Genomic DNA, 21,833 nt, shown 5'->3' with positions numbered 1-21,833 from the left:
CCCGGCAGGAGCGTTCCGCTCGTCATGATGCTTGGGTTCCTTCTGGGATCAGGGAGATCGCATGGACGGGACACTGGTCGTAACAGGTCCCGCATCCGGTGCAACGGCTCAGGTCGACGTCATAGCGTCGACCTGAGCCGAGCTTGAGGATCGCGTCTTCGGGGCACGCCCCGTAGCAACCGTCACATTCGAAGCAGTTGCCGCAAGAGAAGCAGCGCCGGGCCTCGAACAGGGCGTCTTTCGCCGTCAGACCGTGGACCACTTCTTCGAAACTCGACGTCCGGTCGGCGAGCGGGGTCTGGCTTTGGATCCGGGCCGCCGCATCGGCGAAGAACCACAGCCTCAACCGCTCGAGTCGGGCGACGTCCTTCGACGCCGAAGAGGGCAGGGCCCGACCGGACAGGTAAGCGTCCATGCTACGGGCCGCCTTCTTCCCGTGCCCGACCGCGACGGTGACCGTACGTTCGGAAGGGGCCATGTCTCCGCCCGCGAACACCCCAGGGTGTCCCGTCATCATCGTCGCGTCCACGTCGACGACGCCGTCGGCCTGGAACCGGACGCCTTCGAGCGTCCTGAGGAACGACGTATCGGTCTCTTGTCCGAGCGCGAGGATCAGGTCGTCGGCCTCCAGGACTTCGACGACGCCTGTCGGCCGGGGCCGTCCGTCGGCGTCGAGCTCCATGACTTCGACTTCGATCCGACCGGACTCGACCGACTTGATCGTCCGAAGCCAGTGGATCGCGACGCCTTCTTCGAGGGCTTCCGCCGCCTCGAAGTCGTGGGCGGGCATGTGCTCCCGGTCGCGGCGGTAGATGATCAAAGGTTCCGCACCAAGACGCTTGGCGACCCTGGCCGCGTCCATCGCCGTGTTCCCACCGCCGTAGACCGCGACCCTCCGCCCCAACCGGGGCGGATCGCTCGACTCCACGTCGCGGAGGAAGGACACGGCGTCGAGGATCTTGCCGGCGTCGCGGGACGGGATGTCGGTCTTCTTACCGAGACCGGCCCCGACCGCAAGGAAGGCGGCGTCGAACCTCCCTCCGTCCAGTTCCGACTTGAGGTCGTCGACTTTCCGGTTCAACCGGAGCGTGACGCCCATGTCCAAGATCCGCTGGACTTCGGCGTCCAGGACGTTCCGGGGCAGCCGGTACGCCGGAATGCCGAAGTGCATCATGCCGCCCGCCATGGGGCCAGCCTCGTAGATCTCGACCGTATGCCCGGCCCGGGCCAGATGATAGGCGCACGACAGTCCGGCTGGACCCGCACCGACGACCAGGGCCCGTTTTCCTGTCGAGACGGTCGGTATGGGGAACGCCCAACCTTCGGCGATCGCGAGGTCCCCCAGATACCGCTCCACGGCGTGGATGCTGACGGGGCTCTCGAGCCGGCCCCGGTTGCACGCCGTTTCGCAAGGGTGATAGCAGACGCGTCCATGGACGGCGGGCAGCGGGTTGTTCTCGACGAGCGCCTCCCAAGCCCCGCGATCGTCGCCGTCGACCACCTTGGCGAGCCACGCTTGGATGTTCTCGCCGGCCGGGCAGGCTTCGTTGCACGGTGGCAACAGGTCGCGGTATTCGGGCCGTCGGACTCGGACGGGCCCCGCCGCCCGGTCTTGGGTCAGATCGGGCGGAACGGTCAGGTCTCGTGTTTTTGGCGTCATCGGCAACCTTGCCGCCACGCGACGTCGACGCCGGTCAGTCGCGCGGGCAGTCCGACTCGAACTCTCTTTCGAAGTACTCGATCCTGGTCCGGGCTTCCTTGTCGGTCAGCACCCGGAGATGGCTCACGGCCAGGACGTTGACCCAGAACACGGCGTCCGTCCTATGGCCGCCGTCTTGAGCGTCGTACACGAGCTCGAGACAGACCATGTCGGACTCGAGTCCGCGGACGGAATAGACGCAACGGTCGCAAGGCTTCTTCGCGAAGGCGTGGGACGGAGACCATTGGACTTCGACGAGACAGCCGACGAGATCGAGCTTCGGCCGCTCCAGAGAGAGGACGTCGGACTTCATGATCCGAGTATAAGCGTGGCTCGAGCCCACGGAGCCTCGAAGGGGACCGGGCGCGAGCCGTCCTTTTCGGGGACACGGAAAGGAGGCCCGACACCGTCGACGGGACCGTGCCATAATTCCTGCGCTCTCCGAAGACAGCCGGCGGCCCGAACAGGGCCTTAATGCGCACCGGCCGAGGGTGGCGTCGAGAACAGGTTTTCAGGCGGCCGGATTCCGGCCCGCCGGACGATCGGGCTCCCGCTTCCACGACATCGGACGGGGGCCCGATCCCGTTTCCTTAGGGCGACGGGACAGGAGGAACTATGCCGACAGCCCAAAAGGCTAACGTCATCGAGCAGACGAAGCAAAAGTACGACAAGGCCGCAGGGGTGCTCTTCGCCGAGTACCGCGGTCTTAAGGTGCACCAGCTTCAGGACCTTCGAAAACAGCTCAAGGCCAAGGGAGGCGAATTCAGCGTCGTGAAGAACACGCTGTTCAAGATCGCCGCCGGCGACGACGCCGGGAACATGCCCGAAGCCATGACCAGCGGACCCACCGGGATCGCCTTCATCTACGAGAACGAGGCCGAATGCGCCAAGGTCCTTGCGGACTTTGCAAAGACGAACAAGGCCCTCGTCATCAAGGGAGGCTACATCAGCGGTGCGGTGTACGACGACAAACAAGTCGACGCGCTGGCCAAGCTGCCGCCGAGGGAAGTGTTGATCGCCCAGGTCATCGGAGCCGTCGCGGCCCCGTTGTCCAGCCTGGTCGGGACGATCGAAGCCATCTATGCCCAGCCGATCCGCACGGTCTATGCCGTCGTGGACAAACTGGGAGACGGCTCCGCCGCCCCCGCCAAAGAAGAGGCGTCCGCACCTGCCGGTGAAGCCGAAACAACGGAAACCGAAACCGCCTCCGCAGCCCCAGAGGCTGCGGCCGAAGGATCTGAAACACCCGCCGAGGCTCCTGCCGAGGCCCCGACCATGGAGGCGGACGCTCCCAGCGAGCCCGCCGCCGAGGGCGAGGCTGAAGCCTAAGCCCGCCACAGTTAGGAGCAACACGAAATGGCTAACGCAACCATCGACAAGATCGTCGACCAGATCGCCGGTCTGACCGCCATCGAGCTCAGCGAGCTCAAGACGGCCCTCGAAGACAAGTTCGGCGTCACCGCCGCCGCCCCCATGATGGGCATGCCCATGATGATGGGCGGAGGTGGCGGAGAAGCCGCTGCCGCCGAAGAGAAGACCGAGTTCACGGTCGTCCTCGCCGCCGCAGGAGACAACAAGCTGGGCGTCATCAAGGTCGTCCGCGAAGTCACCGGCCTGGGCCTCAAGGAAGCCAAGGACCTCGTCGACGGCGCCCCGCAGCCCGTCAAAGAGAACATCGGCAAGGCCGAAGCCGACGACCTCAAGAAGAAGCTCGAGGAAGCCGGCGGAAAGGTCGAACTCAAGTAACGACCTCGCCGTCCGAACGTTCGCGGGCCACCCTGGACGGGGTGGCCCGCGTCGTTGTCGGCCGGTCTAGGAGAAAGCCGTCGGTACGGTCGTGACGCCTCGAACGGAGAGCGCTTTCAGATAGTCCTCTGCGTCGACCGCCTCCTCGCACGCTCTGCAACCCGGGCCGACGCGTCCCGACAACACGTCGTGGGCGACCACCGCGGTCGAAAAGCCCGTCGTCCGCTGCATCGCTGAAAAGCCCGTGACCGGATCGGCCCGGTCGACAAGGTCGAGTCCCGTCCGGGCGCCGTCTGGGCCATAGGCGACGACACGGGTGACGACCACGTCCCTGGCGACCGGGTCGACCATGTGTCGCTCCATGACGGCCAAGGACACGCGCCGGGGGACCGAGCCGTCGGACAAGGTTTCTTCGGACCACAGCCCCGCGTCCCTCATGAACCGCATCGCCTCCCAATGTCCGGGATACCGGAGCGTCTTGTACTCATATTCGCGCAGGCGCCCCCTCAGGCGGTAGGGGGCCGTCCCAGTCCCGCCTGAAGTCGTCGCCGCCTCCAGACGACCGAATCCGGGAAACTCCAGGAGCTCGACGTCCTCCAAAGGGTGGGAACGGACGATCTCGCCGCCCCTCAACGAGTCGACGTCGTCCACGTACTCGCCGAGAAGGCTGTCGACGCTGAACCCCACCTTGTGCCAGAAGGGAGCCGTGGCTGACTCTGGAAGACCGCCGCAGTACAGGCGGACCGTGTCCGAGGCGGGCGATCGGCCCAGAAGGGCCGAGGCCATGACGTTGACCGTTCCCGGAGCGATCCCGCAGTCGGTGACGATCCGGACGTTCTTGGCCCTGGCCTCGTCGTCGCGCTCGTGGATCAAGAGGGCGTCGTCGGTGTCCACCCCCATGTCGACCACGCTGCACGACACGTCGATCCCCGCATGGGCGACGACCGGGTTCAAGCGGTAGGGCGCGGCAGCGACGGCAAGGTCGAAACCGTACAGGAATTCCTTCATGCCTTCGTGGTCACTCGCGTCCGCTTCTGCGGCGACCACCGCCTTCCGGTCCAGCACCGCGTTGATCCGTGCCGCCGCGTCCTTGGCGACGTCCTTGTCGTAGTCGGCCAGGACGATCCGACCGTAATCGCCGTGAACGGCCAGGTCGTACGCCGCCGCCGGCCCCTGTCGGCCCGCGCCGATCACCGCGACTTTCATCGGGCCGAGTTTACGTCCATGACCGTTACGTCTCGGCCAGCGGCCCGGGCCGTACGAGGGCCCTCCCCAAGGTAAGTTGCCCCCATGACGTCAAGGAGGCGGTTCCTGGCCGGAACCGCAGGTGCCGCTCTTGGGGTCGCCGCTTGGCCCCGCAACCCTCTCCTTGAGCCGATCGTACGTCCTGACGACCTTCGGTTCCTCAAAGGCCTCGCCTTGGACACCGTCAGGTCAGCGACGACGGACCGCTCCCGGTCGGCCATGGGATTCGATGCCGTGACCCCGGGAGGCGACTATCCGTCCCTTTGGATCCGCGACTTTTCGATGGCGGCGGGAAGCGGCCTCATCCCTGCTGGCACGGTACGGGCGCACCTTGTCCAGATCGCCGGATCGCAAAACGGCACCCGCCGGCGAAACCTCCACGAAGGAGCCACCGTGCCTCCGTGGGCCGTCCCCGATCACGTGAACTTCGAGGGCGGGTCCGTCTTCTATCCCGGAACCTATTCGGCGGGTACAGACCAAGGCGGGGAGCCCTTCGGGGTCGTTCCACCCGTCGACGATCACTATGAGTTCGTCCATATCGCGTCCTGCACCGCCCGGTCCTCGAGAGACCTGCGGTTCCTGGACCGAACCATCAAAGGAGTCAGGCTCTACGATCGACTGTCACGGGCCTTGGAGACGCCCAGGTGCGACCCCAAGACCGGGTTGGTCGTCACCGATGCCGTGCGGCGGGCGGTCGGATTCGGTTTCTGCGACACGGTCTATCTGACCGGTAGCATGGCGTTCCCCTCCTTACTTCGGTACCGCGCCCTTGGTGAAATGTCCGAACTGGCCGAACAAACCGGCCAAGGCGCGGACGCCGTGCGGTGGTCGGCGGCAAGGGCCGAGCTGAAAGTCCACCTGGCTCCGGTGCTCCAAGAAGCTTCCGGTTGGCTGTTGGCCGCGACAGGCGTCGGCCGTCAACCCGATGTCTGGGCGACCGCCTTCGCCCTTGACCTTGGCGTCCTCAAGGGCGAGGCCCGCACGAAGGCCCTCCGTGTCCTCGCCGCAGCCTTCCACGAAGGCACGGTCACGTGCGAAGGTGCCGTCCGCCATGTCCCTACGGACCGCGACTTCTCAGAGACCAGCGCTTGGGAAAGGACGGCTGGTGTGCCCCTGGACCGCTACCAGAACGGAGCCTATTGGCACACTCCCTCTGGATGGTTCGCCTCGGCCCTCTCGCAGACCGACAGGTCCGCCGCCCGGCGGTTCATCGGTGATTACATGGCCCACATGCGGCGAGAGGACCATCGTCAAGGCAGGGGGCACGGCGGCCCTTGGGAGTGCGTCCACCCTCGAGGGCCGTACCGTCAGAACCCGGTCTATTTGGCGTCGGTGACCCTGCCGTACGAAGTCTTCCGGCGTCTGCGCTGACTTTAGGCGGCTTTGGCGAGCTGAGTGAACGTCTCTTTGTCGACGGCCCTCATCGCACATTCCTCATAGGACACGTAGCCCATCTTGAAGAGGTCGGCGAGGTGCTTGTCCAACGTTTGCATGCCGATCTGCTTGTTCGTCTCGATGACCGAATACATCTGGTGCGTCTTGGCCTCGCGGATGAGGTTCTTGATCGCAGGGATGCCGATCATGATCTCGAGTGCGGCGACGCGGCCGCCGCCGTGCTTCGGCAGCAGTTGCTGCGAAATGACGCCTTCGAGCGTGTTCGAGAGCAAGACGCGGATCTGTTCCTGCTGGTCGGCAGGGAAGACGTCGACCACACGGTCGATGGTGCTGGGCGCGTTACGGGTGTGCAACGTGCCGAAGACCAAGTGACCCGTTTCAGCCAGCGTCAATGCGGCTTCGATCGTCTCGAGGTCGCGGAGCTCACCGACGAGGATGATGTCCGGGTCTTCGCGCAAGACGGCGCGCAGCGCGTTGTGGAACGAGTACGTGTCGCTGTGCATCTCGCGCTGGTTGACCATGCACTTCTGGTGGTTGTGCAAGTACTCGATCGGGTCCTCGATGGTCAGGATGTGGGCCGATCGCGTCTTATTGATGTCGTCCAACATCGCCGCGATCGTGGTCGACTTACCGGAGCCGGTCGGACCCGTGACCAAAATGAGACCGCTCGACCTCTTCGCGATGTCGCGGATGATCGGAGGAAGGCGGAGGTCTTCGTAGGACGGGATCCGGTTCGGGATCATTCGGAGCGCGGCCGCGGTCGCATGCCGCTGGACATAGACGTTGACACGGAAGCGGGCCATGCCCTTCGCCGTATACGCCATGTCGAGCTCGTGCGTGCTTTCGAACTTCTGGATCTGCTCGTCGGTCATGATGTCCGTCACGAGGCGCCTGGTGTGCTCGGGATTAAGGATCTCGAAGTTCAAGGGGACGAGTTCGCCGTCGACACGGGCCATCGGGGGCAGACCGGCCGTAAAGTGGACGTCGCTCGCCTTACGGTCCAAGCCCTCCCGCAACACCTCGTCGATGTGTAGGTCCTTGATCGGACGGGCGTCTTCGGTCGCCTCGACGGCCTTGGGGGCTTGGAGGTTGGCACCGACGAAGAAGTTCGTGTTCTTTTCGAACTTCTCGGTCTCAGAGACGCTTTTAGGCGCGCTCTTGACCTCGTTCCTCGCCATCGCCTCCTCTTGCTCCTTGACATAGTCGGGCTTGTAGTCGGCGTCATAGGCCGGGTTCGTCTTGACCGGCTCGATAATGTCCTTGGGAAGCGGGGCCACGAGGTACGGATCGACGGTTTTCTCCGGCTCGACGAGGGGAGGCCCGCCGGAAACGGCTTCCAGGTGCGGGTATGTGGGGACCGTCGGGGCCGCAGGCGGCTCTTCGGCCGGCTCGTCCTTGATCGCGCTCAGGATTTCGTCCAGCTCGGCGGGCGACTCGGTCTTGTCCTGGCCGTCGCCGAGGACCTTGTCCCAACTGAAATCGTTCGACATGCTCGTTCCTTGGTCAAAGGGCGTGGCCGGGCGTGGAGTCCACGGCGGCGGCCCCGGTACAAATGACCGTCTTGACCATATTCTCGGAAAGTCCGAGCGAGTCCAATATCCATCCTGGGATCAATTCCATCCCAATATCTTCGGCAGGGTGCCCGGACCGGACGAACCGGACGATCCGGGTTCCCAAGGCCGTACAAGCCCTTAGGCTGTTCTGCGGGTTATGGTCGTGCGCGGGCGTGAAATAGTCGAGCCCGGCCACCAGCAGTTCGGGGAACCCCCATCGGGTCGCCGCACCGAGGGCGACGGCGATATGGTCGCACTGGAAGACGGCACGCTCTGCCAGGACGTCGGGTGCGCCTTGGTCGACCACTTTTTGGACCTTCGAGTACAGGGCAGGGTCGAAGCGGTCCAAAACCGTCTTACCGATCCAGTGGAGCAGGCCGCACGTATAGGCTTCCGCCTCGCCGACCATCGGGATCGATTCCGCCGCGGCACGGCAGAACACGGCCGTGTCGAGCGAATGCCGCCACCAAGCCCTCCGCCGGAGGGACTCTTCGTCCGTCTTGCCGACGAACATGTCGAAGACTCCAACGGTCATCGCGATCCGCCGGATTTCGTCAAGCCCGAGGAACAAGACCGCTTCCCGGATGGACGTGACCTTGTTCGGAAGTGAAAAGTAGGCCGAGTTCGCTTGGGCGATCAGTTTCGCCGAGAAGCCGGGATCGACCTGGATCGTCGACTCGAGCGTCTTGGCGCTCGTCTCGTTGTTGCTCGCCGCCTCGGTCACCTGGCAGACGACCTGGGGCAACACGCTGAGCTCGCCCGCCCGTGACAGGATCTTCTCGACGGGATCGACCGGTATGGCCGGGGCGCCCGCTTCGTTCGTGACGACGTCAAGGCGGGTCCTGTCCGGCAGGCGGCTGTTGGGCGACGGATCGGGCGTCATGAGTAGATCACCCGGACGACCTCTTCCGGGGTCGTCAGTCCCATGAGGATCTTGGCGGTGGCGTCGACCTGTAGGGTCCGCATGCCCGCTGCGACCGCGATGTTCCTGATAATGTGGGAGGGGTTCCGCTTCAAAATCTCGTCGCGGATGTCGTCGTTCATCACGAGGAGCTCGTGAATGCCGCTCCGACCCTTGTAGCCCGTCCCCTTACACGTGTCGCAGCCCCGACCCTTGGCCAGTTTCACGACCCCTCCGTCCGTGTCGGCCAGTCCTTCCGGTACCGGAAGTCCGAGTCGGACGAGCTCTTCGACCCGGCCCTCGTACTCCGTCTTACAGTTCGGACAGATCTGACGGACGAGCCGTTGGGCGAGGACGCCGACGATCGACGACGAGATGAGGAACGGCTCGACTTCCATGTCGATCAACCGTGTCGGGGCGGAAGGCGCGTCGTTGGTGTGGAGCGTGCTGAGGACGAGGTGCCCGGTCAGAGCGGCTTCCATCGCGATGGTCGCCGTCTCGTTGTCGCGCATTTCGCCGACCATGATGACGTCCGGGTCCTGGCGCAACATCGCGCGAAGGCCCGCAGAAAACGTCATACCGGCCCGGACGTTGACGCTGCACTGGTTGATGCCGTCAAGCTCGTACTCGACCGGGTCTTCGATCGTGATGATGTTCTTTTCGCCGTCGTTGGTCTCGTTCAAGAGCGAGTAGAGCGTCGTGGACTTACCCGAGCCGGTCGGCCCCGTGACGAGCACGATGCCAAAGCTCCTCGCCGCCATGTCCTTGAGAAGGCGCAGGTTCTCCGACAGGAAGCCGAGCTTCTCCAGTCCGATACTGATCCCGCCCTTGTCGAGGACGCGCATGACGATCTTCTCACCGTTGACGACGGGCAGGGTGCTAACCCGGAAGTCGAACTCACGGTTGTTGATCGTCGCCGAAATGCGGTTGTCCTGAGGGGCGCGCTTCTCGGCGATGTCCATGTTCGAGACGATCTTGAAGCGGCTGGTGAGCGGGGCGATGACCTTCTTCGGCAGCCGCATCACCTCGTTCATCACGCCGTCGATGCGGTACCGGACGACCATCTCCTCCTTTCGGGGTTCGATGTGGATGTCGCTGGCCTTGTCCATGACCGCTTGCGTGACGATCAGGTTGGCCAACCGGATGATCGGGGCGTCTTCGCTGGCCTCGATGGCCTCGCGGTCGTCTTCGGTCGTGTCTTCTTGACCGAAGTCCTTCATCACGCCCAGGAGCTCGTCATTGACCGCGCCGCCGCCGTAAAGGGCGGTGATCGCGTTCACGACGTCCTCTTCGACGGCGATCAGAGGCTCGATCTCTCGGCCCGTCAGCGTCCGCAGCTCGTCGATGACGAACACGTCCAGCGGGTTCGCCATGGCGACCAAGAGCCGGTTGCCTTGAGCGTCGAGGGGAAGGGATTTGAACTTGCGGGACGCAGCCGGCGTCAGCAGGTCCAGGATCTCGTCTTTGGGGCGGAAATCACGGACGTCGAAGAACGGGATGCTCCAGACCTTGCCCAGACACCGGACACGGTCGCGTTCCGTGATGAGGCCCATCTCGACAAGCACCTTGGCGATCGGGTCGCCACCGCCCTGTTCAAGTTGGCGCGTGACGGCCGATTGAAGCTGGTCGGCCGTGACCAAGCCTTCCTCGACGAAAATGTCGCCCGTCAGCATCCCACTTCATCGTTCCACGGGAGGGACGGGCGCGGGCCGGTCGGAATACGGGCTCGTTCAACCTTTGCCGAAGCGGCCCTTGAGCTGCTCGTCGAAAATCGTCCCCTTATAGTCGATTCTCGCGGACTTCCTCATGTTCGCCATCATCGACGCGACGTCGTTCCGGATCCGGCCCCGTTCGAGCATCAGCGTGCGGCGGACCTTGTCCTTCAAATCCGGGTCGAGCGGCACGACCTTCTGCTCCAGGACGTCTTCGACCAAGAACTTCACGGACAGGCTGTTGTTCGTCAGCCAGTCGGTGGTCGCCCCCTTCTTGGTCGCCTTGATCGCCGCTGCCGAAGCGTTGGCCAGGGAAGCCTCCGGCACTTCGCCCATCTGACCGTCGTTCGCCCGGCTGATGTCGATGCTCAAGTCGTGGGCGACTTTTCCGAACGCGGTGCCGGATCCGAGCGCTTGGTCCACCTTCTTCTTATCATCCTCGGAGCTGACTGCGATGACGCGCAGTTTGTACCGCTTTGGGAGCGTGTACATATACTGATTGTCCTTGTAATGCTTTTCGACCTGCTGATCCGTGATGTTGATTCCCATGACGGTCAGCTTGTATTCGGCGAGTTGTAGCCGAATGTCGTACTTGTAGTCGTCGGACGTGAACCCGATCTTTTCCAGCGACGGCATCAGGTCGGGGTTTTGGGCGCTCCGCTTCTTAAAGAGGTCTTCCACCTCCGCATCGGTCGGAGCTACGCCTTTGTCCTTCGCCAACTGGAGCAGCAGGATCTCGTCGATCAACTTGCTCAGCGCCAGGTATCCCGGAGCGGCGGGCTCGAATTTGTTGTCGATCATCGTGCCGACTTCGGGCAGGACCTCGAGACGCTTGAAATACGTCCTGCCTTCGATCGGTTGGCCGTTGACGACCACCAGGGTCTTGTCGACGGGCGTCTGGGCAAAGCACGCAGGGGCGAGGAGGGCCGTGGCCATGACGAGAAGCCTCATGCTGTCGATTCTGACGGGTCGGAGCTAGCGATGAGTCGCGCTCGCACCGGCGAACGGGACTTTCACGCTTTCAGCCGCGCGACGAGCCAGGCCATCGCCCGGTCGACTTCGGCCTTGATCTTCGCGACCGTCGCTTCGTCCTTGGCGCCGACCCCGTGCCCCATCCCTTCCACGATGACCTTCGTGTGCGGACGGCCCGCCGCTTTCATCGCCGTCTCCAATCGGTCCGCCTGTACGACAGGGACGACTTGATCGGCGGTGCCATGGACGGTGTAGACAGGAGCACTCTTCTGGTCGACATGGTTGACCGGGCTGAACGACTTGACGTCTTCAGGAGCCTCGCTCGCCTTCTTGCCCATGACCTGCAGTCCGACGAAATCAGCAAGTTGTTTATCGAAATCCTTAGAAAGATCGGTCGGTCCGAAGAAGTTCGCGACAGCCTGGACGCGAGTCGACGGGCCGGATCCAGGGCCCCAGCCGTCCGTAAACCCGAGCAAAAGCGCCAGGTGGGCGCCCGCACTGGCTCCGGCTGCCCCTATCCGAGCGGGATCGATGCCCAATTCGGATCCAGAGCCGTGCAGGTACCGGACCGCGTTCTGACAGTCGACGATCATGGCCGGCCACTTGGACTTCGGAGCGAGACGGTAGTCGACGTTGGCCACCGCGACGCCCTTTTCGGCCAAGACCATCGCGAACGGGGTCATGTCGCCCCTGCTGCCCGACATCCAGGTCCCGCCATGGATCATGACGACGACGGGGACCGGCTTCCGGACGGGCTTGTCCGGCATATAGAAGTCCATGAGCAGGGGCTTGCCGTCGGCCTGCCCGTATTCGAGTCCCATCTTGACGTCGGGGCCGAGTGCCATCAGGCTGAGAAGGGTCGCGATCATGTGTAACGATTCTGAACGGTCCGAAGGGCCGTCCGGTTCCGCTCAGGCCCAAACCGGAGGTTCCGGCGCGGCTTGCCGATGGGCTAGAATCGGTACGATGACGGTAGCCATGGAGCCGCCCCAGACCGCTGTCGAACAGGGCCGCATCGACGTCATCGATGTGGACTTCTTCTACGGCTCCTTCCAGGCACTTTCCAAAGTCCGTGTCATCGTCCCTCCCAAGCAGGTGACGGCCTTGATCGGCCCGAGCGGATGCGGCAAGTCGACCTTGTTGCGTTGCCTGAACCGGATGAACGACCTGATCGACGGCTCTCGGGTCGAGGGACGGATCCTGATCGACGGTAAGGACATCTACGCCCCCGACGTCGACCCGGTCGAACTGAGAAGGGTCGTCGGCATGGTCTTCCAGAAACCCAATCCGTTTCCGATGTCGGTCTACGACAACATCGCTTTCGGCCCACGGATCCACGGTGTCAAGAAGAAATCGGAGCTTAACGACATCGTCGAACGCGCGCTCGTCCGGGCCTACCTCTGGGACGAGGTGAAGGACGGCAAGCTTCACAAGAGCGGACTCAACCTCTCCGGCGGTCAGCAACAGCGGCTCTGCATCGCGCGGACCATTGCCGTGAACCCGGAGATCATCCTGATGGACGAGCCGTGTTCGGCGCTCGACCCCGTCGCGACGCAGCGCATCGAGGACCTGATGACCGAGCTGAAACAGCAGTACACGATCGTCATCGTCACCCACAACATGCAGCAGGCCCAGCGGTCGAGCGACAATACGGCGTTCTTTATGAAAGGTGAACTGATCGAGCACCGTCCGACCGTCGACCTCTTCTTGAACCCTCAGAACAAACTGACCGAGGACTACATCTCGGGACGGTTCGGATAGCCAGTATAATTACTGGAAATTGTGAGCGCCGGCGAGACAACCGGCAAGAATTTCCCATATTCTGCTTCCATCGGGACAGCACGACGACGCGAATCGCGTACCATTACGGCTTAGAACAGGATGCAAGACGGCACGAGCGTGTCCGAAGTCGGGCGCAGGCTGAGAAAGGCGGCTGGCGAAGCGGGGTTGACTCTTCGGGAACTGGGCGAACGCATGAACGTGAGCCGACCGACGATCTATGCGTACGCGTCCGGCGCCCTGAAGATGTCCGACGACCGATTGAAACAAGCGGCCGAGATCACGGGCAAGCCGCTCTCGTATTTCGATCCTCAGAACCTGGAGGACTTGGACGGAACGTCGAACGCCTACCATTCGATGAGGCTCGTCGACGCGTTCATGTCGCCAGCGAGTCCGGCCAGGGCGTCGGAAGCCGCCTTGGACGCGATCGGTACCGGGCAGTCGGGCGAGGCGCCCGCGATCCGCGCCGAACTGCTCCGGAAGGCGGGTAACGCGTTGGCCCTTACGGGCGACTACTTGTCCGCAGCACGGCACCTGGAGACCGCGAGCGAGTCGTTCAAAGCCATTGGAGCCTTGGACAAGGTCGGCGCCTGCGCCCAGACGCTCGGCTTCTGCTACATCAGCGTCGGCCACTTGGACAAGGCGAAGGAGTGCTTCGAGACGAGCCGAGAGGCCCTGCCCGAAGATCAGAAGTGGAAGGGCGACATTTCGCTCGCCGCCCTCTCCGAACGCATCGGGGACTTCGACGCCGCGCAAGACCGGTTGAACGGCCTCCTCGACGATCCGCGGCTGAGCGAACCCGCCATGGCCTACGTCCGGGCCAACTACGCGAGCATCGTGTGCGCCCGGGGACGCTGGAAGACGGGCCTGTCCCAAAGCGAGTCCGCGCTCGACGCGGCGTTCTCCGCCGGCCTCCCCGACCAGGCTGCCGAAATGATGGTCCAGTGCGCGATCGCGCTGACCTGTCTGGGCAAGCTCGATCAGGCCACGTTGATGGTCCTGCGCGCCAAAGACGTCACCTTCACGCTGCAAGACGAGGCCCGCTCGACGCTGACAGAGTTGGCCCGCGCGGGGCTGCTGGCTGCCTTCGGCGACGACGATCGCGCTCGGGGACTGCTCGCCGACGCGTATTCTCGGGCTGTTCGGGGCCAGTACCGCAGGAGCGAGTCCTTCGGGTTGCTCCTGGAAGCCGAGTTCGCCCTGAAGCGGGGCGACTTTGCCGCGGCACTGGAATGGGGAATGCTCGCGCGCTCCCACGGTTCCGCCCATCGCTATGTGGCCGCACAATTGACCGGAGGCGTCTTCGAGTCGATGGCGCTGACGGCTCTCGGACGGACTTCGGACTCCCGGACCGCACTCGCAAACGTCGAATCCTGGGTCGAAGTCCTCGGATCGGGTCGGCCGCACGTGCTCTACCTGGAAGCCCTTGGTAGACTTTCTCTCGTTACAGACCGTCGTGAGGAGGCCGACCAAGCCTTCCAAGCCGCTCTGTCCATGTCGGACCGTGAAGGGCTCTCGCCCGACGCGGAACGGCTCATGTCCTATCTTTCGGGCCTCTCCGGAGACCCCCTGACCGCACTTTCAAGCACTATTTCGACCTATGGTCAACCGACAGGGAGTCGGACTTCGTCGGCACATGCCGATGACAAGGACTGGAAACGGTTCCTGGTGTCCGACCTTGGCGGAGATTCTGCAAAAACGTCCCCTCGGAGGGAAAAATGACTCGTTTCCAAGCACTCAATCTGACATTCCTCGTCGCGGTCGCCGCACTTGCGGGCTGCGGCGGATCACAAGTCGCCGAATTCCAACACCTGCCTAAAGGCGAAGGCAACATCCCGATCGGAAAGGCCCAAGGCCTTGACGGTGGCGAGAGCAACGTCCTTGTCGAATATTCCGACGGGCACAAGTCCGAGATCGTCACCAACGACCAGACCGTTTTCTCCTCGCCCATGCCTGAAGGCAAGACCAAAGTGACCGTCTACCCGAGCGGTAAGGGTTACTCGAAAACGACGATCGAATTCGACGCCGGTTCGGAACAGAACTACCAGTTCAACATCCGGCCCTTGCCCGTCTCCGTATCGAGCCGGGACGTCTTGTTCATCTCGAGCATCAGGGACGGACAAGTCTTCAAAATCGGCCAGCAATACGATTTGAACATCAAGATCCTTGGCCCGAACACCCGCAACCTTCGACCCACGGTCTACTTGAGCGGCGGGTTCGGAAGGTTGAGCACGGACGACAAACTGACACCGACGAGGACCGGATCTGGCGACATCGTCGTCCAAGTCAAGGACGTCAAAAAGTCGTTCCACGTCTTCGTGGAGCCCTAGAGTTGGACGGGACGCTGCTCGGGCCGGAATCGTCGCCAGAAGCGTTCCTGGACCAAGACACGAAGGGTCGCTTCATCCTGAACCAACGGGGTGAGGCGATCCTTTTTGACCGGACGGCCCTGGCCCTTGTCGGTGGCGATCCGGAAAAGCTACTCGGCGAGCGGTTCGACCCCGCCGAGGCGGGCCCCCTGCTCCGTGAAGAAGGAAGGACGAGCGACGCCGTGCTGTACCGGGCACGCGACCCTCGCACCTACCGTTCCGCGGAATCTGGGATCCGGAACTTGGAGGACGAGGCGACCCGCCTGTCCCGGGCCGCATCGAAAGCCTCGGCCGCTTCGGAGCGGCTCCGGTCCCTCTTGCACGTCGCAGAAGCGTCCACCGATCAGCGGGCGTTCCTCGGCGCCGCCCATATTGTCGGCCGTGAGCTGTTCCCGCGCGGCGGACGTCTTGTCGCGAAAGCGGGAACCCTATCGTGGGGTTCGGAGTCTGCCCTTGGCGAAGAGACCAATGTCGCCGCAGGCACCACCCTTCGAGTGTCCGATCTGGACGCCTCGCTCGTCGAAGGCGTCCTCGGCGCCTATTGCGCGATCGTCGCGCTCGGCCTCGGGGCTTGAGCCGCCCGCCGGGGTTTCCGACGGGCGGCCACGTTCCCCTACGGGGTCACGGTCCAAAGAACCTGATTGTCCGATACGGTCAGGGCCGAAGGAAGCGGGCCGACCGCTTTGTAGTTCAACTTGACCCGCATCGTCCCCGTTGATGGATCGACGTACCGCGATCGGTCGCCAGACGTGCCGACCGACACGGTGACGTCACCGGTGTCGAGGTTCCGCGTATCAAGGGATTCATAGGCCTGGGTCTGGAAGTTGAACAGCGTGACTTCCTGCTGGACGTTTCCGCTGTTCGCCTTTGCGACCACTTTGACGCTCAGGTCGCTCGGAGCCTGGTTCGGCGACAGAGCCGTGACCGCGAGTTGGACTGGGGCTTCGGTCGCGTTCGCCGTGACGAACGTCCGGCCGACCAAGTAGTTCGCATCGACCGTGAACAGGTCGCTCAGTTGGCCGGAAACCTTCGTCCCCCGAACATACGTGAACGCGTTGGGCTGGACCTCTTGCGGCCCGTTCGGAATGCGCACGAAGTAGATGTCCTGCTCGCCGTTGAAGGTCGCCGGATAGACGATGTTCGCCCCGCCCAGGTCCGACGTCATCGCCATGTAGTCCCCGATCTTGTCCTGTTGAGGCCAACCGATCGTGGAGTTGAAGGCAGGGGACACCTGGACGTTGGGAGCGAACGTCGTTCCGCCGTCCGTCGACGAACAATAGTAGAGTTGGGACGTGGCGTTCGTGGGATCGTTGCGCGAGTCGAGCCAGCACACGTCGATCCGGCCGTTCGGTGCGACGGACAGAGTGCCGAACCAATGGTGCCGAGATTGGTTCTGGGGATCGTCGTTGATCCTCTTCGGCGTGCTCCAAGTGTTGCCACCGTCGGTGCTCCGGATGAACATCACGTCGCACGGGTTCGAGCCGTTTCGGACCACCGAGCACAGCATGTAGATGAAGCCGTTCGTCGCCCCGCCGCTCCGGTCCACGGCGATCCAGCACTGTCCCGATAGGCCGCCCGGATTGACGACCGAGCCGAAGATCATGTCGCCGCCGAGGCTGACGTTTTTGGTCAGGTTGAACGTCGGGGTCGCCGATCCGTTCTTCGCGTTCTGCGACCGGACGAACCAGAACGAGGGCGTCCCCTGGTCGACGCCGCACAGATAGAGGTCTCCGTTCGGCGCCACGTCCAACGTCCCCCAAATCGGCTGGTTCGGGATGTTGATCGGGTTCATCCACGTCGTTCCTCCGTCCGTGCTCCGGCTGAACTGCCGACCGCCATAGTTGTTTCCGGCCGTGCTCCAATACTGGTAGACGAACCCCTTCCCGGTGCTGTTGGTCTGGTCGATCGTCAACCACTGCTTGTCGCCGCCCGTGGCGGGACCCAGCTTCGTCCAATTGTCGCCAAAGTCGTTGGACCGGAACTCGGTCGTGAAGAAGGTCTCCAGGAGGCTGTTGTAGTGGAAGACACCTTCCGCCGTCGTGACCAGGACGGGATCGCTCCGGAAGACGTTGTTCTCGAGGAGCGGGTTCACCGTCCAGTGCGCGCCCCCGTCGACCGTGTACCCGTTACCGCCCTGCCTGAAGTTGCTCGAGATGCTGTTGAACTGCCGCCAGCCGACCGCCATTTTGTTCCGGTCGCTCGGATGCATCGTCATCGACGGTTCGTTCGCAGCGTCCCCCAGAACGTTGTTCCCGTTCCCGTCGACATTGATCTGGACCGAAGTAAAGCCGCCTTGGACGGCGACCATCTGTGGAGACGTGAACTGCAAGACCTTCGGCGCGGGCGGCATGTCCCCTTGTTCGAGCGGTTCGTCCGGTAAGTGCCGGATCTTCTGGGTCTGAGCGACGGCCGGAACCACAAGGGCCAGGGCTGCCAGGAGGTGAATGCTTTTCATCTGAATCGATCCTTAACGGGCGTCTAGCGCGCCCTGGCTCCAGTTTACGAAAAAGGAGCCCAAGGAACGGTGACTTGCCTCAGTTACAGGCAAGATTGCCGGCCCTAGTCGAGCCGGCTTGACCGATGAAGCAGGGCGTGGTCCGCCAAAACCAGCGCGACCATCGCTTCGACCATCGGTACGGCCCGTGGAAGGACGCAGGCGTCGTGTCGGCCCCGGCCCGTGATCGTCGTGTTCTCGTGAGCCACAGTCACCGTGTCCTGCTCGCGCATGATCGTCGCGACGGGCTTGAACGCGACCCGCAAGAGGATTGGCATGCCGTTGCTGATCCCCCCTTGCACGCCGCCGCTCCGGTTCGTCGGAGTCGACACTCGGCCGGCATCGTCCGCTCTGAACGCATCGTTATGTTCGGAGCCGCGAAGGGCCGTGCCTGCGAAGCCCGAACCGATTTCGAATCCCTTGCTCGCCGGAAGGGACAGGAGCGCTTTCGCCAGATCGGCTTCGAGCCTGTCGAAGACCGGAACGCCCCAGCCTGTCGGGACGTTGCGCACGACGCAGGCCACGACGCCACCGACCGAATCGCCTTCCTTCCGAACGGACTCGATCCTCTCCGTCATCTTTTCGGCCGCAACTTTGTCCGGACAGCGGACAGGGACGGCGTCGACGTCCGTCACGGAGACCGTTCCGGAGTCGACCTCGGAGCCGATGTCGGCAACGCGATCGACCCACGCCACGACTTCGACCTCGTTCAAGTGGACGAGGAGCTTCTTCGCAAACGTGCCGGCAGCGACCCTTCCGACGGTCTCCCGCGCCGAGGACCGGCCGCCGCCTTGCCACGCGCGGATTCCGTACTTCTGTTGATATGTATAATCTGCATGGCTAGGTCTGTACTTTTCAGACAGTTCGTCATAGTCGCGCGAACGGGCGTCTTCGTTCCGGACGAGCATGGCGATCGGCGTTCCTAACGTCTGTCCGTCGCACAGCCCGCTCAAGATTTCGACCCGGTCGCCTTCTTTCCGTTGGGTCGTCAGTTTCGACTGGCCAGGGCGTCTCCGGTCCAGGTCGCGTTGGACGTCGTCGACCGTGACCGACAGCCGGGAGGGGCACCCGTCGAGGACGCATCCGACGGCGGGCCCGTGGCTTTCCCCGAACGTCGTGACGCGGAACAGTCGGCCGAACGTGTTTCCCATCCGGATGGATTATGCCGTGATCCTGGAGACAGGGGCACCTAAGAAGTCGCCGCACACCTCCGACAGGCGATGCAACCTCACCTGGGATTCCGCGGCCCAACGACTGCCCCGGACGATGTTCGACAAGATGTTGTCCAACTGACAGCGGACGACCCTTCGACGGAACGCGACATCGGTCGAAACCAGGCGCTCATAGGACGCGACGGTCTCTTCCAGCCATTCAGTCGGTATGCGCGTAAACTCGGAGGCAGGGTCGCCCCACGCCGCATCGCCCCAGTCGATCAACGTCAGCGATCCGTGCGCCGTCCAGAGAAGGTTGTTCTCATGGACGTCGTTGTGAAGGAACACTTCGGAGCACGCCTGTGACGGTGCCGCAATATGTGGACGTACCGAGTCCAGGAATGCGCGTTCAGACGGGGTGAGGAGCAAGAGACTGACCGCTTGTTCGAACCGGTCTTCGAAATGCTCGTCCCCTGGTCCGTCAAGCCAGCCGTTCGGATCGGGGACGTGCCGAACGAGCGTATGGACCTGGGCTAACCGCTGTCCGAGGAGGTCGACGTCAGGACGCACGGGGTCGGACGGGTCGACAGGCGACCCGTGGGCGAGCTCGAGGATCAAGACCGGGACAGGGAAGTCTTCCCGCGACGCGTCGAACGCGATCAGTTTCGGCGTCGGCACTCCGGCGGCGACGACGGCGGGAACCGCGACGGCCTCCGTCAACGTGTCGCAGACCCATTCCGGGTGGTCTCGGGGGATCTTGACGACAGCGTCTCCGACCCTATAGACCGAGTGGACGATGCCCCGGGACGCGATCCTGTGCCACTCTCCGACGAGACCGTGCTTGTGCGAAAACGCTCGCGCCTGGTCCGGTCGGACCTCCGGGAAGGGGACGGTCTCGGCGTTCACACGAGACTGTCGACCAACCGGGCGAGTTCGACGTCGTAAGGCGTGAGACCGTCCGAGTCGTGGGTGACGGTCGAGACGGTGACCTTTCCATAGGAGACCGTCATGTCCGGGTGGTGGTTCAGACGGTCCGCCTCCCAACCGACGGCCGACGCGAAGACGACGCCCTCTTTGTAGTTGGAGAACGTGAACTCGCGCTGGAGCCGACCGTCGGAGACCGTCCATGAAGGGAGCGTTTCAAGAGCCGCGTGGAGCTCCTGTTCGGTCAGTTTGACGTAGCTTAACTTCATGGCACCGTAAGGTTACCGGATGGTCGGCCGGACTCGAAGACTGACCCACAGCGACGGATAAGTGATCGGTAAACTGGACCATCCCGAATCGCCTGAGGATTCAACGATGAGTACCGCAAGCGCCGAATTCGTCAACATCGACCCGTCGTCCGCAAAGGAGGTCTATAGGAACCTCTCCGTGCCCGAATTGATCGAGCACGCGGTCCGCAACGGCGAGGGGGTCCTCGCCTCGAACGGTGCCCTCGTCGCGCATACCGGCAAGTACACAGGCCGGACGCCGAAGGACAAACATACCGTCCGTGACGCCGAAACCGAGGACAAGGTCTGGTGGGACAACAATGCCGCGATGTCGGCGGAGACGTTTGCGATGCTGGCCGACAAAGCGGCCAAGGCGCTCCCGTCGAAGAGGCTCTACGTCGTCGATACGTTCGGCGGTGCCGACCCGGCCCATCGCATCTCCGTCCGGTTTATCGTCGAGAACGCCTACCATGCGCTGTTCGTCCGCTCGCTTCTGATCCGGCCGACCGAAGCCGAACTCCAGGCGTTCCAGCCGGAATGGACGGTCGTCGACTTGTGCCGGGAAACGTGGGAGCGGGACGGCCGGGACGCCGTCATCGCCTTGAGCTTCACCGACAAGACCGTCTTGATCTTCGGCACGCAGTACGCGGGCGAAATGAAGAAGAGCGTGTTCACGATCATGAACTACCTCCTGCCGCTCAAGGGCGTCATGAGCATGCACTGCAGCGCCAACATCGGCACGGACGGGGACACCGCCCTGTTCTTCGGACTGAGCGGTACGGGCAAGACGACGCTTTCGGCCGATCCGAACCGCCGTCTGATCGGCGACGACGAGCACGGCTGGACCGACTCGGGCGTGTTCAACGTCGAAGGCGGCTGCTACGCTAAGTGCATCAAGCTGACCCGGGAAGGCGAGCCGCAGATCTGGGACGCCATCCGGTATGGGAGCGTTTTGGAGAACGTGGTGCTCGACGCGGCGCGAACGCCCGATTACGACGACACGAGCCTGACCGAGAACACGCGTTGCGCCTATCCGGTCGACTACATCGAGGGTGCTGTGATTCCGAGCGTCGGCGGGCACCCGCAGAACATCTGCTTCCTGACCTGCGACGCATACGGCGTCTTGCCGCCCATCAGCCGCCTGACGAAGGAACAGGCCATGTACCACTTCCTGAACGGCTACACGGCCAAGGTCGCCGGGACCGAAGCCGGCGTGACGGAGCCACAGACCACGTTCAGCACCTGCTTCGGCGCGCCGTTCCTTCCGCTCCATCCGAGCGCTTATGCCAAGCTCCTCGGCGAAAAGATCGAGCGCCATGGCAGTCACGTCTGGCTCGTCAACACGGGATGGACCGGCGGCCCTTACGGGGTCGGCAACAGGATGAAGCTGGCCTATACGCGGGCCATGATCGAAGCCGCCTTCCAGGGCCGGCTCCTTGATTGGAAGACCGAGCCCGTCTTCGGCCTCGAGATCCCTGGGTCGTGCCCCGGAGTGCCGTCCGAAGTCCTCGATCCAAGGTCTACTTGGGCGGACAAGGACGCTTACGACGCCAAGGCGAACCAGTTGAAGGCGATGTTCGACGAGAACTTTAAGAAGTTCGCTTGA

At 63.5% G+C, this 21,833-nt stretch carries 20 protein-coding genes; 8 read left to right on the top strand and 12 right to left on the bottom strand.

Translation table 11 applies throughout. The annotated features are described in order from the left end of the window. Positions 1-22: 22 nt before the first annotated feature. Complete coding sequence (locus JST30_09465) at positions 23-1,660, bottom strand: NAD(P)-binding protein (protein ID MBS1714550.1); 1,638 nt, start codon at positions 1,658-1,660, stop codon at positions 23-25. A gap of 34 nt (positions 1,661-1,694) precedes the next feature. Further along, positions 1,695-2,012 carry a hypothetical protein gene (locus JST30_09460; protein ID MBS1714549.1) on the bottom strand — a complete coding sequence of 106 codons (318 nt, stop codon included), beginning with the start codon at positions 2,010-2,012 and terminating at the stop codon, positions 1,695-1,697. A gap of 302 nt (positions 2,013-2,314) precedes the next feature. Here JST30_09460 and rplJ point away from each other — a divergent pair, with 302 nt between their 5' ends. Together rplJ and rplL are read left to right on the top strand one after the other, a co-directional pair. Beyond that, a complete protein-coding gene (gene rplJ, locus JST30_09455; GenBank protein ID MBS1714548.1) occupies positions 2,315-3,028 on the top strand; it encodes a 50S ribosomal protein L10 in 714 nt (237 codons plus the stop codon). Positions 3,029-3,055: 27 nt separating this feature from the next. Then, positions 3,056-3,445 carry a 50S ribosomal protein L7/L12 gene (gene rplL / locus JST30_09450; GenBank protein ID MBS1714547.1) on the top strand — a complete coding sequence of 130 codons (390 nt, stop codon included), beginning with the start codon at positions 3,056-3,058 and terminating at the stop codon, positions 3,443-3,445. A 66-nt stretch (positions 3,446-3,511) separates the two neighbouring features. Here rplL and JST30_09445 read toward each other — a convergent pair whose 3' ends face one another. Next, complete coding sequence (locus JST30_09445; GenBank protein ID MBS1714546.1) at positions 3,512-4,651, bottom strand: saccharopine dehydrogenase NADP-binding domain-containing protein; 1,140 nt, start codon at positions 4,649-4,651, stop codon at positions 3,512-3,514. Between the two features lie 84 nt (positions 4,652-4,735). On the opposite strand from JST30_09445, the gene JST30_09440 reads away from it, so the two are divergent. Next, a complete protein-coding gene (locus tag JST30_09440) occupies positions 4,736-6,061 on the top strand; it encodes a hypothetical protein (GenBank protein ID MBS1714545.1) in 1,326 nt (441 codons plus the stop codon). A 2-nt stretch (positions 6,062-6,063) separates the two neighbouring features. Here JST30_09440 and JST30_09435 read toward each other — a convergent pair whose 3' ends face one another. The 5 genes from JST30_09435 to JST30_09415 form a co-directional block, all read right to left on the bottom strand. Beyond that, the gene (locus JST30_09435) at positions 6,064-7,263 is read right to left on the bottom strand and encodes a type IV pilus twitching motility protein PilT (GenBank protein MBS1714544.1); all 1,200 of its coding nucleotides are present in this window, start codon (positions 7,261-7,263) and stop codon (positions 6,064-6,066) included. 325 nt (positions 7,264-7,588) lie between these two features. Then, positions 7,589-8,521: an HDOD domain-containing protein gene (locus tag JST30_09430; GenBank protein MBS1714543.1), complete on the bottom strand. Its 933-nt coding sequence runs from the start codon at positions 8,519-8,521 to the stop codon at positions 7,589-7,591. After that, a complete protein-coding gene (locus tag JST30_09425; protein MBS1714542.1) occupies positions 8,518-10,212 on the bottom strand; it encodes a type II/IV secretion system protein in 1,695 nt (564 codons plus the stop codon). Before JST30_09425 ends, JST30_09430 begins: the two co-directional genes overlap by 4 nt. 57 nt (positions 10,213-10,269) lie before the next feature. Then, the gene (locus JST30_09420) at positions 10,270-11,202 is read right to left on the bottom strand and encodes a peptidyl-prolyl cis-trans isomerase (GenBank protein ID MBS1714541.1); all 933 of its coding nucleotides are present in this window, start codon (positions 11,200-11,202) and stop codon (positions 10,270-10,272) included. Between the two features lie 62 nt (positions 11,203-11,264). Continuing rightward, complete coding sequence (locus JST30_09415; protein ID MBS1714540.1) at positions 11,265-12,092, bottom strand: alpha/beta hydrolase fold domain-containing protein; 828 nt, start codon at positions 12,090-12,092, stop codon at positions 11,265-11,267. Between the two features lie 109 nt (positions 12,093-12,201). Here JST30_09415 and JST30_09410 point away from each other — a divergent pair, with 109 nt between their 5' ends. The 4 genes from JST30_09410 to JST30_09395 all read left to right on the top strand — a co-directional run bounded on the left by JST30_09410 (position 12,202) and on the right by JST30_09395 (position 15,946). Then, positions 12,202-12,984 (top strand): phosphate ABC transporter ATP-binding protein, encoded by a 783-nt coding sequence (locus JST30_09410; GenBank protein MBS1714539.1) that lies wholly within the window; start codon positions 12,202-12,204, stop codon positions 12,982-12,984. A gap of 120 nt (positions 12,985-13,104) precedes the next feature. Then, the gene (locus tag JST30_09405; GenBank protein ID MBS1714538.1) at positions 13,105-14,724 is read left to right on the top strand and encodes a helix-turn-helix domain-containing protein; all 1,620 of its coding nucleotides are present in this window, start codon (positions 13,105-13,107) and stop codon (positions 14,722-14,724) included. Next, positions 14,721-15,332 (top strand): hypothetical protein, encoded by a 612-nt coding sequence (locus tag JST30_09400; GenBank protein ID MBS1714537.1) that lies wholly within the window; start codon positions 14,721-14,723, stop codon positions 15,330-15,332. The genes JST30_09405 and JST30_09400 overlap by 4 nt, the downstream gene beginning before the upstream one ends. 2 nt (positions 15,333-15,334) lie before the next feature. Continuing rightward, the gene (locus JST30_09395; GenBank protein MBS1714536.1) at positions 15,335-15,946 is read left to right on the top strand and encodes a hypothetical protein; all 612 of its coding nucleotides are present in this window, start codon (positions 15,335-15,337) and stop codon (positions 15,944-15,946) included. Positions 15,947-15,984: 38 nt separating this feature from the next. Here the strand turns inward: JST30_09395 and JST30_09390 are convergent, their stop codons facing one another. The 4 genes from JST30_09390 to JST30_09375 all read right to left on the bottom strand — a co-directional run bounded on the left by JST30_09390 (position 15,985) and on the right by JST30_09375 (position 20,209). Next, the gene (locus JST30_09390) at positions 15,985-17,826 is read right to left on the bottom strand and encodes an exo-alpha-sialidase (GenBank protein MBS1714535.1); all 1,842 of its coding nucleotides are present in this window, start codon (positions 17,824-17,826) and stop codon (positions 15,985-15,987) included. Positions 17,827-17,930: 104 nt separating this feature from the next. Further along, positions 17,931-19,016: a chorismate synthase gene (gene aroC, locus JST30_09385; GenBank protein MBS1714534.1), complete on the bottom strand. Its 1,086-nt coding sequence runs from the start codon at positions 19,014-19,016 to the stop codon at positions 17,931-17,933. Positions 19,017-19,025: 9 nt separating this feature from the next. Next, complete coding sequence (locus JST30_09380) at positions 19,026-19,922, bottom strand: aminoglycoside phosphotransferase family protein (protein MBS1714533.1); 897 nt, start codon at positions 19,920-19,922, stop codon at positions 19,026-19,028. Continuing rightward, entirely contained in the window at positions 19,919-20,209 is a 291-nt protein-coding gene (locus JST30_09375; GenBank protein MBS1714532.1) for a 4a-hydroxytetrahydrobiopterin dehydratase, read from the bottom strand. The genes JST30_09380 and JST30_09375 overlap by 4 nt, the downstream gene beginning before the upstream one ends. A 106-nt stretch (positions 20,210-20,315) precedes the next feature. Between JST30_09375 and pckA the strand changes: the two genes are divergently transcribed. Continuing rightward, entirely contained in the window at positions 20,316-21,833 is a 1,518-nt protein-coding gene (pckA, locus tag JST30_09370) for a phosphoenolpyruvate carboxykinase (ATP) (protein ID MBS1714531.1), read from the top strand.

Source organism: Armatimonadota bacterium (assembly GCA_018268395.1).
GTDB lineage: Bacteria > Armatimonadota > Fimbriimonadia > Fimbriimonadales > Fimbriimonadaceae > JAEURO01.
This window is presented reverse-complemented; position numbering and strand designations above follow the sequence as displayed.

Bases quoted from the DNA above. Each gene is read 5' to 3' on its own strand.
- JST30_09445 (MBS1714546.1), bottom strand. From the start codon at position 4,651: ATGAAAGTCGCGGTGATCGGCGCGGGCCGACAGGGGCCGGCGGCGGCG.
- rplL (MBS1714547.1), top strand. From the start codon at position 3,056: ATGGCTAACGCAACCATCGACAAGATCGTCGACCAGATCGCCGGTCTG.
- JST30_09375 (MBS1714532.1), bottom strand. From the start codon at position 20,209: ATGAAGTTAAGCTACGTCAAACTGACCGAACAGGAGCTCCACGCGGCT.
- JST30_09390 (MBS1714535.1), bottom strand. From the start codon at position 17,826: ATGAAAAGCATTCACCTCCTGGCAGCCCTGGCCCTTGTGGTTCCGGCC.
- aroC (MBS1714534.1), bottom strand. From the start codon at position 19,016: ATGGGAAACACGTTCGGCCGACTGTTCCGCGTCACGACGTTCGGGGAA.
- JST30_09435 (MBS1714544.1), bottom strand. From the start codon at position 7,263: ATGGCGAGGAACGAGGTCAAGAGCGCGCCTAAAAGCGTCTCTGAGACC.
- JST30_09405 (MBS1714538.1), top strand. From the start codon at position 13,105: ATGCAAGACGGCACGAGCGTGTCCGAAGTCGGGCGCAGGCTGAGAAAG.
- pckA (MBS1714531.1), top strand. From the start codon at position 20,316: ATGAGTACCGCAAGCGCCGAATTCGTCAACATCGACCCGTCGTCCGCA.
- JST30_09430 (MBS1714543.1), bottom strand. From the start codon at position 8,521: ATGACGCCCGATCCGTCGCCCAACAGCCGCCTGCCGGACAGGACCCGC.
- JST30_09425 (MBS1714542.1), bottom strand. From the start codon at position 10,212: ATGCTGACGGGCGACATTTTCGTCGAGGAAGGCTTGGTCACGGCCGAC.
- rplJ (MBS1714548.1), top strand. From the start codon at position 2,315: ATGCCGACAGCCCAAAAGGCTAACGTCATCGAGCAGACGAAGCAAAAG.
- JST30_09415 (MBS1714540.1), bottom strand. From the start codon at position 12,092: ATGATCGCGACCCTTCTCAGCCTGATGGCACTCGGCCCCGACGTCAAG.
- JST30_09440 (MBS1714545.1), top strand. From the start codon at position 4,736: ATGACGTCAAGGAGGCGGTTCCTGGCCGGAACCGCAGGTGCCGCTCTT.
- JST30_09465 (MBS1714550.1), bottom strand. From the start codon at position 1,660: ATGACGCCAAAAACACGAGACCTGACCGTTCCGCCCGATCTGACCCAA.
- JST30_09460 (MBS1714549.1), bottom strand. From the start codon at position 2,012: ATGAAGTCCGACGTCCTCTCTCTGGAGCGGCCGAAGCTCGATCTCGTC.
- JST30_09400 (MBS1714537.1), top strand. From the start codon at position 14,721: ATGACTCGTTTCCAAGCACTCAATCTGACATTCCTCGTCGCGGTCGCC.
- JST30_09410 (MBS1714539.1), top strand. From the start codon at position 12,202: ATGGAGCCGCCCCAGACCGCTGTCGAACAGGGCCGCATCGACGTCATC.
- JST30_09420 (MBS1714541.1), bottom strand. From the start codon at position 11,202: ATGAGGCTTCTCGTCATGGCCACGGCCCTCCTCGCCCCTGCGTGCTTT.